Consider the following 12,117-nt stretch of genomic DNA (forward strand, 5'->3'; position numbering starts at 1 on the left):
CTGCCAGGCCAGAGCAGCAAAAACACCATACCAACGAACTTCGTGACACAGTAGAATGAAGACCGGCACACCGATTGCGCCTCCTTCGGTGCGCAAAGCGGTTCCAAGAGCAGGCAAGGATGCCGGCGATCCCAGGGATGCCTCAGCCCTTCGTCCTCAGCTTGCCCAAAAACCCCTTGGCATAATCCAGCGCCTCGTGCCGGTCGCGCCAGAAGCGCATGTTGAGCTCGTGGATGGCGATCACATCGGCCGGGAACTCGCACTCCACGGCGATCGCATCCCAGGGCACTGAGCCCCAGCCCTGTGGCAGATGCAGGTCGCCGAAACCGAAGGCGTTGGCCTCGGCGCTGGCATAGACCCAGGGCAGGTCCGGCTGGCCGAAGGAATCATGCAGATGCAGATGCACGGCAAAGGGAGCCAGGGCCTTGGCTTCCTCGACGAAATCATAGCCATATTGGGTGGCGTGAATCAGGCCATGGCTGAAGTCGAAGGTCGCCCGCACGTGGGGGTGATCGATCAGCGACAATTCCTCGGCGAGGCGGGCGATGGTCGGCGTGGCGGCATAGGGGCCGAAATCGAACAGGTTCTCGACACAGAGCGTCACCTTGTGCTCGGCGGCGAAATCGCCGGCGCGATGCAGAAAATCGCGCTGGCGTCCGGCGGCGTTCTCGGCGTCGTGCCGCTCGTCCGGCTTCATCATGCCGGCATGGATGACCAGATGCGGTGCGCCGATGCGGGCGCAGATTTCGACGAAGGCCTTGGTGGTGTCGAGGAAACGCGGCAGATGGGCCGCCGGTCCCATGAAATTGATCGAGAGCGGGCCATGCACGGTGTAGCGGAAGGGCCTGCCACGGCAGAGTTGCTCGAACTCAGCCACGCGCCCCGCGATCGGCCTGCCGGCGAGGACGAGGTCATAGCAATAGGCGGGAATCTCGACATGGCTGATCGGCAGGTCCGCCATCTCGTCGAGCGTTCCGGCAAAATCGGAAAGGTCGGGTTTGCCTTCCCCTGAGGCAATTCCGAGGGCGGTCTGGGCGGGCATGTCGGTCTTCCTGTGAAAAGTTGGCGCCAGCTTAGGCAATTTTGTCGGCACGGCCATGGTGAGTCGCGATTTTCTGCACGTGAAAGCATCACGAGAGTTTGTTGCGGCGCAATAATGCTGCTATGACAAATCGGTGACAGGCATCTTGCGACGCAGGACTGGGCGCGCCAATTTGTCAGACATGACGGACTGAGCTTTCCTTTCTGGTGACGCGATGTTTGAAGAATTTCAGAACATGTTTGGCATGGGCGTGGTCTCGGCGCCGGTTTATGCGCTCTATGAGGCGACGCATGCTGCCTTGGGCCCCACCCGCGCCTTTTCCGACGCGACGCGGGCCTTTTTCGAGAATCCCGGCAATCCGTTCTCCAACACCCCCTGGGGCAAGTCGGTCGCGGCAGCCTGCGAGGTGTTCGAGCGGGTGACGCGTCGCTATGGCAAGCCCGCCTTCGGCATCCAGGACGTGCTGGTTGGCGGCGAACGTGTTGCCGTGCATGAAGACATCGTCTGGCAGAGACCCTTCTGCAACCTCATCCACTTCTCGCGCTCGCTCCGCGGCAGCCGCCGCCCGGATCCCAAGCTCCTGATCGTGGCGCCGATGTCCGGCCACTACGCCACCCTGCTGCGTGGCACGGTGGAAGCCTTCCTGCCCAATCACGAGGTCTACATCACCGACTGGATCGATGCCCGCATGGTGCCGGTCACCGACGGCCGCTTCGACCTCGACGACTATATCGACTACATCATCTCGATGCTGCACGCGCTCGGCCCCGACACCCACGTGATCGGCGTCTGCCAGCCCTCGGTGCCGGTGATGGCCGCCGTCTCGCTGATGGAAGCCAAGGACGACCCCTATACGCCGCTGACCATGACGCTGATGGGCGGCCCGATCGACACCCGCCTGTCGCCGACCAAGGTCAACGATGTCGCCGTCGACAAGGGGGTCGACTGGTTCCGCTCCAATGTCATCACCAAGGTTCCCTTCCCCCATCCCGGCTTCATGCGCGACGTCTATCCCGGTTTCCTGCAGTTGACCGGCTTCATGACCATGAACCTCAACCGTCATTTCGACGCGCACAAGACGCTCTATTTCGACCTGGTGCGCGGCGACGGTGACAGTGCTCAGAAGCACCGCGAGTTCTATGACGAATATCTCTCCGTGATGGATCTCACGGCCGAGTTCTACCTGCAGACCGTCGACACGGTGTTCGTCAAATACGCCCTCGCCAAGGGCGAGATGACCCATCGCGGCAAGCCGGTCGATCCAGGCGCCATCCGTAATGTCGCGCTCTTCACCATCGAGGGCGAGAATGACGACATCACCGGCTACGGCCAGACCCAGGCCGCCCATGGGCTGTGCGTGAACCTGCCGCTGGACAAGAAGGCGCATTACACCCAGGCCGGCGTCGGCCATTACGGCGTGTTCAACGGTTCGCGCTTCCGCTCCGAGATCGCGCCGCGCATTGCCGATTTCATCCGCTCCAACCTCGGCAACCGCAAGGCACCGGAGAAGGGGACGAGCCAGCTCATTTCGCTTGATGCCAAGCGCGGCAGCCCGCCGGTCCGCACGCCCCAGGCCTAATAATTTGATGCCCTGGGAGGTAATCGGGGTATCCGGCCCCAATCCGGGCGGATTTGTCATGCAAGCGCGATGATGCGATGAGTGGTCGGTTGCCGCTTCGTTGCGACTGTCCCTTAACGCTGCACCCCGAGATCCGTTTGCCCCGTATGTCTCTCCGCTTCTCCGCCCTGTCCCGGCTTCTCGCTGCGACGGCGCTCGCAGCCGTCTTGATGGGAGCGGCGCTTCCGGCCCGCGCCGAGGCGCCGACCGTGCCATGGCCGCAGACCATCAGCGACCTCCAGGCCGAATCGGGCATCCGCTTCGGCACGCTTTCCAACGGCATGCGTTTCGCCATCATGCACAACGCCACGCCGGCCGGGCAGGCGGCGATCCGCTTCCGCATTGGTTCAGGCTCGCTCGAAGAGGACGACAGCCAGCAGGGTCTGGCGCATTTCCTCGAACATATGGCCTTCAAGGGCTCGACCCACGTCGCCGAGGGCGAGATGGTGCGCATCCTGCAGCGCAAGGGTCTGGCCTTCGGCCCGGATACCAATGCGCACACCTCCTATGACGAGACGGTCTATGCGCTCGACCTGCCCGAGGTGGATGCCGACACGGTGTCCACCGGCCTTATGCTGATGCGCGAGACCGCGAGCGAACTGAAGCTCGACGCCGGCGCCTTCGACCGCGAGCGTGGCGTCATCCTCTCCGAGGAGCGGCTGCGCGACACGCCGCAATATCGCGGCATGATCGGCCTCATCAACGTGCTGCTAGCCGGCCAGCGCGTGCCCCTGCGCCCCCCCATCGGCAAGACCGACATCATCTCCCATGCGCCCGTCGACCTGGTTCGCGACTACTACCAGGCCAATTACCGGCCTGATCGCGCCACCCTCATGGTGGTGGGCGACGTCGATCCAGCCGCCATCGAAGCCGAGATCCGCCAGCGCTTCGATGACTGGAAGCCGGCCGGTCCGGTCAAGCCGGAGCCCGATCCCGGCCAGTTGAAGCAGCAGGGTTCGGGGACCGACGTGGTGACGGTGCCGGGCGCCTCTACCCGCGTGCAGATCGCCTGGACGCGCCCCTATGACGCTTCGCCCGACAATTTCGCCAAGCGCCGGGCGCAGACCATCGAGGATATCGGCCTTTCCGTGCTGAAGCGCCGCGTCGGGGCCATGGCGCGCCGGGCCAACGCGCCCTTCATCAGCGCCGAGGTCGCTTCGCAGGATCTTTATGATTCCGCCCGCATCGCCTTGATCGCCGCCGACAGCGAGCCGAACAAATGGCAGACGGCGCTCGCCGCCATCGACCAGGAGCAGCGCCGCATCGCCCAGTTCGGCGTGGAACAGGCCGAAATCGACCGCGAGGTGCTGGAATATCGCTCGCTCCTGCAGGCGGCGGCCGGCGGTGCGGCGACGCGCACGAGCACCGATATCGCTTATACGCTGGCGCAGAGCGTCGACGACAACAAGGTCTTCACCTCGCCAGCCGACGACCTCGCTCTGTTCGAGCGCATGGTGAAGGGCCTGACGGCCGACGAGGTCAACCAGTCGCTGCGCACCGTCTTCTCGGGCAACGGGCCGCGCCTGGTGCTGCAGACGGCGCAGGCGCCGGAAGGCGGGGCCGATGCGGTGGCCAAGGCCTATGCCGCCTCGCGCGCCGTGCCGGTGACGGCCCCGCCCAAGGCGGTCGCGGCCGTGTGGCCCTATACCCATTTCGGCGATCCCGGCGCGGTAGCCGAGCGGCGCGGCGCCGACGACCTCGGCGTTACCCTGGTGCGCTTTGCCAATGGCGTGCGCCTCAACGTCAAGCCGACCAAGCTGCGTGCCAACGAGGTGCTGGTGCGCGTCGATATCGGCCACGGCCGGCTCGACCTTCCCAGGGATCGTCCGCTGCCGACCTGGACCGCGCAGGCTGTCGAGCTTTCCGGCCTGAAGGGCATCGACTATGAGGATATGCAGAAGGCGCTGGCGGCCAATGTCGCCAGTATCGACTTCTCCCTCGAGGACGCCTCCTTCAAGTTCGAGGGCCGCACCAGGCCGGAGGATCTGGCGACGCAGCTGCAGATACTGGCCGCCTACAGCTCGGATCCCGTCTATCGGCCGGAAGTCTTCGCGCGCCTCCAGCAAGCCTATCTCAACAACCTCGACCAATATGCCGCGACGCCGAGCAATGTCGTCAGCCGCGACTTCCAGGGCCTGGTGCACGCCGACGATCCGCGCTGGACCTTTCCCGACCGCGAGCAGTTGCTGGCGACCAAGCCCGGCGACTTCGAGGCGCTGTTCCACGGTCCCATCACCAAGGGAGCGATCGAAGTGACGGTTGTCGGCGATGTCACCACCGACGATGCGATCCGCCTCGTCTCGCAGACCTTCGGTGCCCTGCCGGCCCGTCCGGACGTCGCAACCGTGACGGCCGCCGCCCAATTTCCGGCGCCGACCGCCCAGCCCGTGCTGCGGACCCATACGGGCCGAGCCGACAACGCGGCTGCCGTAATGGCGGTGCCGGTGGGCGACATGCTGTCCGACCTGCCGCGCGCCTTTGCCGCCGATCTCGCCGGCCAGATTTTCGAGAACCGGCTGATCGACCAGTTCCGCATCGCCGAGGGCGCCACCTACAGCCCGCAAGGCGACGTCTCCCTGTCGAAGTCGATCCCCGGCTATGGCTTCGCCTATGCCTATGTCGAGACGACGCCGGCCAAGGTCGACCGCTTCTATGCCCTGGTCGACAAGATCGCGACCGATCTTGCCGCGACCGACGTCTCGGCGGACGAGCTGGCACGGGCCAGGGAGCCGATGATCGAGACGGTGAAGCACCAGCAGGAAGGCAATGAATACTGGCTGCAGAACCTGCGCGGGGTCCAGACCGATCCGCGTCGGCTCGAACTGATCCGCCAGAACCTCACAGGGTACGAAAAGGTTACGGCACAGGACATCCGCACCATCGCGGCGAGCTATTTCAAGCCCGAGAAGTTCTGGAAATTCGAAGTCCTGCCGTCCAGCGTGGCGGCGGTCAGATAGGCTCGAAGGACCCCGTCACGAAATCGGAGGGTGGCGCATAGCTCGTGCGCTCACGCTCGGGCGTCTTCGCCGGTCGTGGGCAGCACGCCCCTGAAGGCCTGCTCCGCCAGCCGCGCTGTCTCGGCTTCCAGCGAGCGATAGGCCGCCAGCAGCCGCTCGCCGAAGGCCGTCAAGCGGGCGCCGCCGCCGTTGACCCCACCGGCCGAGGTTTCGATGGCCGGCTGCGCGAACATGGTGTTCACGGAGTCGAGCAGCACCCAGGCCCGGCGATAGGACATGCCCAGTTGCCGCCCCGCGGCCGAAATCGAGCCGGTGCGGGCCACCGCCTCCAGGAGATTCATCTTGCCAGGGCCGAGCCTGGCATCTTCGGCAAAGGTGAGCTTGAGGCTGACAAGGGGCTGGCCGGACATATTCTGGCTCCGTGATCGGGAAGGGGCCCACAGGCCGCATCATGATTGCGATTGCCGGCGAAGCGCCCTATTCAACAGGATATAACGAATTGGCGCGAAGGCATAACCCATGATCGAGCCCAAGGCGGTTTGTCGGTTGAAAGCGTCCGGGAGGGGCGATGGATCTGCTGTCGCCTGAGGAATGGATCGCTCTTCACCTGAGCCTCGAGATCGCTGGTCTCGCCACCCTGATTTCACTGCCTTTCGCCATCGCGGCCGCCTGGGTCCTGGCGCGCTGCCGCTTCCCGGGCAAGGCCATATTTGACAGTTTCGTGCATCTGCCGCTGGTGTTGCCGCCGGTGGTGACCGGCTATATCCTGCTGGTGCTGCTGGGCCGTAACGGGGTGATCGGCTCCTTCCTGCTGCTGCATTTCAACATCGTCTTCGCCTTCCGCTGGACGGGGGCGGCGATCGCCTGCGCGGTGATGGGCTTTCCCCTGATGGTGCGCGCGATCCGGCTTGCCATCGAGGCCGTCGATCCCCGGCTCGAAGCCGCGGCAGGCACGCTCGGCGCCAATCCCTTCCTCACCTTCCTCGCGGTGACGCTGCCGCTGACCGTGCCCGGCATCATCGCCGGCATGGTGCTCGCCTTCGCCAAGGCGCTCGGTGAATTCGGCGCCACCATCACCTTCGTCTCCAATATTCCGGGCGAGACCCAGACCCTGTCGACCGCCATCTACACCGCGCTGCAGGATCCCAATGGCGACAGTACCGTGGTGAGGCTGACCGTGGTGTCGATCCTGCTGGCCATGGCGGCGCTGATCGCCTCCGAAGCTCTGGCGCGGCGCGCGAGGGTCAAGATCGGGCAGGCGAAGGTGTGAGGCCAGGAGCGCGGCCGTCTTGCCTGCATCTCTCGTCCAGAGCACAGGCCGGAATCGGTGTGCCGGTCTTCGGACCGGCATGCCCTCGACCTTTGGGGCAAGATGCCGGCCTGAAGACCGGCACACCAATTGCGCCTCTTCCTGCCGACGCCGCGTTTCCAAGAGCGGACGAGACGTCCGCGCTCCCAGGAAGAATCCGATTCATTCCGCCACGATTCTAGGCTACCCCTCATCCATGGCTTCCTCCGCACCGCTTCTGGACGTTCGCGATCTCTCCGTCGCCTTCAGCACTGACGGCAACAAGGTCGTCGCCGTCGACCGCGTCTCCTTCAGCCTCGACAAGGGCGAGACCCTGGCGCTGGTGGGCGAATCCGGATCGGGCAAGTCGGTCACGGCGCTTTCCATCGTGCAGCTCCTGAACTATCCGGCCGCCTCGCATCCCTCGGGAGAAATCCTGTTCAGGGGCCAGAACCTGCTGGGCGCCTCGGAAGACAAGATGCGCAAGGTGCGCGGCGCTGACATCACCATGGTGTTCCAGGAGCCGATGACCTCGCTGAATCCGCTGCATACGATCGAGCGGCAGATCGGCGAGATCCTCGACATCCACCAGGGCCTCTCCGGGCAGAAGGCCCGCAAGCGCACGCTGGAACTGCTGCGCCAGGTCGGCATCCGCGATCCCGAGAGCCGGCTCGGCGCCTTCCCGCACCAGCTCTCCGGTGGCCAGCGCCAGCGCGTGATGATCGCCATGGCGCTCGCCAACGATCCCGACCTGCTGATCGCCGACGAGCCGACCACGGCGCTCGATGTCACCGTGCAGGCGCAGATCCTGAAACTTCTCAAGGAGCTGCAGGCCCGCAGCGGCATGGCCATGCTGTTCATCACCCATGATCTCGGCATCGTGCGCAAGCTCGCCGACAGGGTCTGTGTGATGCTGAAGGGCAAGATCGTCGACCAGGGCCCGACGGGGCAGGTCTTCGCCAATCCGACCAGCGACTATACCAGGCGCCTGCTCGCCGCCGAGCCCAAGGGCCGGCCCACGCCCTTCGACCCCGATGCGCGTACCATCGTCTCCACCGACGGGCTGCAGGTGTGGTTTCCGATCAAGGCGGGGCTGCTGCGGCGCACCGTGGGCCACGTCAAGGCGGTCGATGGCGTCAGCGTCACGGTGAAGGAGGGCCAGACGCTCGGTGTCGTCGGTGAATCCGGCTCGGGCAAGACGACCCTCGGCCTTGCCATCCTGAGGCTGATCTCCAGCAAGGGGCCGATCGCCTATCTCGGCCGGCCGATCGACGGGTTCGATCGCAAGACAATGACCCCCCTGCGCAAGGAGATGCAGATCGTCTTCCAGGACCCTTACGGCTCGCTGTCGCCGCGCATGTCGATCGGGCAAATCGTCGAGGAAGGGCTGCTGGTGCTGGGCTCGCGCATGGGGGCGGAGGAGCGCCGCAGCGCCGTTGCCAAGGCGCTCGGCGATGTCGGCCTCGACCCGGCGGTGATGGACCGCTATCCGCATGAATTTTCCGGCGGCCAGCGCCAGCGCATCGCCATTGCCCGCGCCATGGTGCTGCAGCCGAAATTCCTCGTGCTGGACGAGCCGACCTCGGCGCTCGACATGTCGGTGCAGGCCCAGATCGTCGACCTCCTGCGCGAACTGCAACAGCAGCATAGGCTCGCTTATCTCTTCATCAGTCACGACCTCAAGGTGGTCAGGGCGCTCGCCAATGAGGTGATGGTGATGCAGAACGGCAAGGTGGTGGAGCACGGGCCCGCCACCGAGATTTTCGACCATCCCCGCGAGCCCTATACCCAGGCCTTGCTCGCCGCCGCCTTCTCGATCGAGACCGCGCCGACGGGCGTGGTGCATGAGTAGGACGGCGGGCGGCGGAGGTCGGGCTTAAGGCAGTTCCTTGTCCAGGAGCCCGACGGTTCTCTGCTGTGGCTTGCCGAGCATCCGGGGGAACGGCCCTTGCAAGAGGAGATGCCCCGCCTGTGACCGTCCTGCGCATCGTCGCCAATATCGCCGCCCCTGAGCCTGGGCAAGCTGCGGCTTTCTACCAGGATCTTCTTGGCCTCGATCTGGTAATGGATCACGGCTGGATCCTGACCTTCGCAGCTCCCGGCCAGCAGACACCGCAGCTCAGCATCGCCAGCGAAGGCGGCTCGGGAACCGAGGTTCCCGATCTTTCCGTCGAGGTCGACGATGTGGATGAAGTCCATCGGCGAGCTGCGGCCGGCGGCTATGAGATCGTCTATGCGCTCACCGACGAGCCTTGGGGCGTGCGTCGCTTCTATGTGCGCGATCCGCTCGGCAAGGTCGTCAACATCCTCTCGCACGGGCGCTGAGCGGCGGGAGAAGGTGTGGCAAACGCGGAGTGGCGTCTCCGACCGCCATTTTTTGGAAACGGGGCGTTTTGCGGGAAAGAAAGATGGCGGTCAGAGACCGCCACTCCAATACCGCCTCACCAAGCAATGCTCAGCCTGCCGTCGCCACGAAACGATCGACCACCCGCTGGAGCAACGGCGCGTAGTCGCGGAAGCCGCGCGTCTGCATGCCGGCCACCTTGCCGGCCTCGTCCCACAGCCGCACCCGCACGGCCTCCTTGTGGAAGGGGCTGGAGCGGAATTCGGCAATCTCCTCGACTTTCATCGGGCCGCCTTGCAGCGCCAGGGTGTGGCGCGAGGCGGTCGAAAGTTTTGCGTCATAACTCGAGTCGGTGGCGCACAGATAGCGTTTGGCGGCGACGTGCAGGCGCACGCATTCGGTCACCAGCGGCGGGAAGAAGGGTGCGAGCACCTCCGCCCCGGCGTCGTCGTGATGCTTGTCCTCGGTGTCATCTGGCGAATAGGCGCCGAACTCGCTGGTGAAATGCCCAACATCATGCAGCAGCGCCGCCGCGACCAGTTCGTCGCTCGCCTTGTCCTGCTCGGCGAACCAGGCGCCCTGCAGCATGTGCTCGGCCATGGTCACCGGCTCGCCAAGATATTCCTCGGCGCCGCGCCGCTCGAAGATGTCGGTGAGAAAGGCGACGATGGTGGTGGAATCGAGGGCGGGGGTGCTCATTCCGCCGCCTCCCTCACGCTCTCGGCCTCGATGGCGGCCAGGGTCGACAACAGCCCGTCCTTGTCGGCGTAGCAGCCCTGGAGCCAGCGCTTGCCCGTGCCGGAGAAGGCTTTTCGCGCATGCATCACGCGGGTGTTGTCGACGATGAAGAGCTCGCCCGGCTTCAGCTTGAAGGTGACCTCCATGGCGGGGTCCTCGAGGATCTCGGCGAAGCGGCGATAGGCGGCGTAGAAGGCGGGCATGTCGGCATAGGGCACGTCGACAAAGGGCGCCGCCGAACGGTTGTTGAAGCGGATGGCGATCATCTCGCCATCCGGGCCGAGCTCGATGAAGGGACGCTTGGCGCGCAGGCACACACCGGAGGAGCCGGCATATTCGAAGCGCACGGGGTGGCGGGTGAGCAGCTCGAAACCGTGTGGATCTTCGCGCCTCAGGCGCCGCGCCACGGCAAAGCCGTCGACGACGATGGAATCGCCGCCCTCCACCGAATTCTCCAGGCAGGACAGCAATTGCAGGGTCGGCACGGGATCGCGATAGGGATTGTCTGTATGCGCCTGCAGGCCGAGATTGGTATAGGCGAGGTTGTTGGGATTGACCTCGGCCCGAACCTCGAACCAGCGGCCGTAATTGGTCTCGCGGACATAGCCGAACAGTCCGGCGACATCGCACAGACTCCCCGATGTGGTCGGGACCTCGGTCAGCACGGCAAAGCCGAAGCGCCGCACGGCGGCAAGCCAGGCGCCGAGGGCCGGACGGTCTTGGCGTAGGAGCGAATAGGAGGCGCTGGGGACGCCGCCCTTCAAGGCGCTGTCCCATGGCTCGACCGCATCCGCCAGCCAGCCGGCCTCCCTGGGCTGCTCCCTGTCATAGATCCGCTCGTGCAGCCAGGCAGCCGGGAAGACGGTCTCGTGGCCACCGGGCACGAAGCTCACGGCAATGTCACCGCTGGCCGTCGGCGCGGCCGATCCGATGAGCGTCGCGGGCGGAATGTCGAGCACGGTGATAAGGCGTTGTCCGTTGCCGGCGCTGCGTGTCTTCGGGTCCAGCGCGTTGTCACGCAGCCAGAGGGCATGGAAGCGGCTCCGTTGCCCATCGCTCCAGAGGATTCGGGCGGCTTGTCCCGCCTCGATGATCTCGATCTCATCCGCTTTCATGGAATGCCTCCGCCTTTGCCGCCACATCCTTCTTGCCAAGAATGTAGCCATCGTTCAAACAATGAAAAATCGAGGTTTGACCATGGTTTTTTTATGGCTGAAGCGACACGGCTGCCACCCCTGGTCTGGCTTCGCACCTTTGAAGCCTGTGCCCGGCATCTGAACTTCACCAGCGCGGGCGCCGAGCTCGGCCTGACGCAGGCGGCCGTCAGCCAGCACATCAGAACGCTGGAGGCAGAGCTCGGTGCGAGGCTGTTCGTCCGGCTCCGGCGCGGCGTGGAGCTGACGGCGGAGGGCGGCGCCTACCTGCCCCATATCCAGGGTGTCTTCCGCTCGCTTGCGCGCAGCACGACCGAGCTGTTCGGGCCAAGGGTGGGGCGTGTGGCGCTGCGCAGCCCGATCTCCTTCTCCCTGCTCTGGCTGGCCCCGAGACTGAGCAGGCTTCGCCAGGCCCTGCCGCAAGTACGGCTCGAGCTCAGCACCGTCCATGTGCCGGCGGACTATGCCGGCGATCAGGAGGGGTTCGATATCCGCTTCGGCATCGGCCCCTTCGAGGGGCGCGAGAGCCACCGCCTGACCTGGGAGCGGCTGGTGCCGGCGGCTGCGCCGGATCTGCTGCACTTGCTCGACGATCCCGCCAACTGGCCGCATCTGCCCCTGCTGTCGGTGGCGGGAGCGCGCGAGATGTGGCCGGACTGGTTTGCCCGTGCTGCCCTGCCGCTGCCGCCATCGGCTTCCTTCGTGTTCGACAGCTTCGCCGTGGCTCTCGAAGCCGCACGGGCCGGCGCGGGCGCCGTTCTGGCCTCCCGCCCGCTCGCCGATGCGGCGCTGGAGGAAGGCACCCTCGTCCGCCTGTCAGACCTCGAACTCACGGGCGAGTGCGGCCATTTCATCACCCACGCTGCCGGCCGCGCACTCGCCGCGCATGAGCAGGCCATGCTGGACTGGATCCTGGGGGAGGCGGCGCGCTAGGCGCAAATGGAGCGCCGACCACCTGTTCGATTTGCATGAATCG

The 12,117-nt window shown here is 65.5% G+C and carries 10 protein-coding genes; 6 read left to right on the top strand and 4 right to left on the bottom strand.

What is annotated here, in order from left to right:
• Nucleotides 1-142: 142 nt before the first annotated feature.
• On the bottom strand, nt 143-1,042 hold the full coding sequence (locus QQL24_RS10295; protein ID WP_284311898.1) for a sugar phosphate isomerase/epimerase family protein: 900 nt from the start codon (nt 1,040-1,042) through the stop codon (nt 143-145).
• A 214-nt stretch (nt 1,043-1,256) separates the two neighbouring features.
• On the opposite strand from QQL24_RS10295, the gene QQL24_RS10300 reads away from it, so the two are divergent.
• Entirely contained in the window at nt 1,257-2,621 is a 1,365-nt protein-coding gene (locus tag QQL24_RS10300; protein ID WP_284311899.1) for a polyhydroxyalkanoate depolymerase, read from the top strand.
• A gap of 146 nt (nt 2,622-2,767) precedes the next feature.
• The gene (locus tag QQL24_RS10305; RefSeq protein WP_431310667.1) at nt 2,768-5,617 is read left to right on the top strand and encodes a M16 family metallopeptidase; all 2,850 of its coding nucleotides are present in this window, start codon (nt 2,768-2,770) and stop codon (nt 5,615-5,617) included.
• 50 nt (nt 5,618-5,667) lie between these two features.
• On the opposite strand, the gene QQL24_RS10310 is transcribed toward QQL24_RS10305, so the two are convergent.
• A complete protein-coding gene (locus QQL24_RS10310) occupies nt 5,668-6,027 on the bottom strand; it encodes a winged helix-turn-helix domain-containing protein (protein WP_284311900.1) in 360 nt (119 codons plus the stop codon).
• 158 nt (nt 6,028-6,185) lie between these two features.
• Here QQL24_RS10310 and modB point away from each other — a divergent pair, with 158 nt between their 5' ends.
• From modB to QQL24_RS10325, 3 genes are all read left to right on the top strand, one after another.
• On the top strand, nt 6,186-6,887 hold the full coding sequence (gene modB / locus QQL24_RS10315) for a molybdate ABC transporter permease subunit (RefSeq protein ID WP_284311901.1): 702 nt from the start codon (nt 6,186-6,188) through the stop codon (nt 6,885-6,887).
• A gap of 235 nt (nt 6,888-7,122) precedes the next feature.
• Nucleotides 7,123-8,757 (top strand): ABC transporter ATP-binding protein, encoded by a 1,635-nt coding sequence (locus QQL24_RS10320; protein ID WP_284311902.1) that lies wholly within the window; start codon nt 7,123-7,125, stop codon nt 8,755-8,757.
• Between the two features lie 119 nt (nt 8,758-8,876).
• Nucleotides 8,877-9,230, top strand: a complete 354-nt coding sequence (locus tag QQL24_RS10325) for a VOC family protein (protein ID WP_284311903.1) — start codon at nt 8,877-8,879, stop codon at nt 9,228-9,230.
• 130 nt (nt 9,231-9,360) lie between these two features.
• Here QQL24_RS10325 and tmpB read toward each other — a convergent pair whose 3' ends face one another.
• Both tmpB and tmpA read right to left on the bottom strand, forming a co-directional pair.
• A complete protein-coding gene (tmpB, locus tag QQL24_RS10330) occupies nt 9,361-9,948 on the bottom strand; it encodes a (R)-1-hydroxy-2-trimethylaminoethylphosphonate oxygenase (RefSeq protein WP_284311904.1) in 588 nt (195 codons plus the stop codon).
• A complete protein-coding gene (gene tmpA / locus QQL24_RS10335) occupies nt 9,945-11,102 on the bottom strand; it encodes a 2-trimethylaminoethylphosphonate dioxygenase (RefSeq protein ID WP_284311905.1) in 1,158 nt (385 codons plus the stop codon). The genes tmpB and tmpA overlap by 4 nt, the downstream gene beginning before the upstream one ends.
• 93 nt (nt 11,103-11,195) lie before the next feature.
• Between tmpA and QQL24_RS10340 the strand changes: the two genes are divergently transcribed.
• Nucleotides 11,196-12,074, top strand: a complete 879-nt coding sequence (locus tag QQL24_RS10340) for a LysR family transcriptional regulator (protein WP_284311906.1) — start codon at nt 11,196-11,198, stop codon at nt 12,072-12,074.
• The last annotated feature ends 43 nt before the right edge of the window (nt 12,075-12,117 follow it).

This window comes from Labrys miyagiensis (assembly GCF_030160835.1).
GTDB classification, from domain to species: domain Bacteria; phylum Pseudomonadota; class Alphaproteobacteria; order Rhizobiales; family Labraceae; genus Labrys; species Labrys miyagiensis.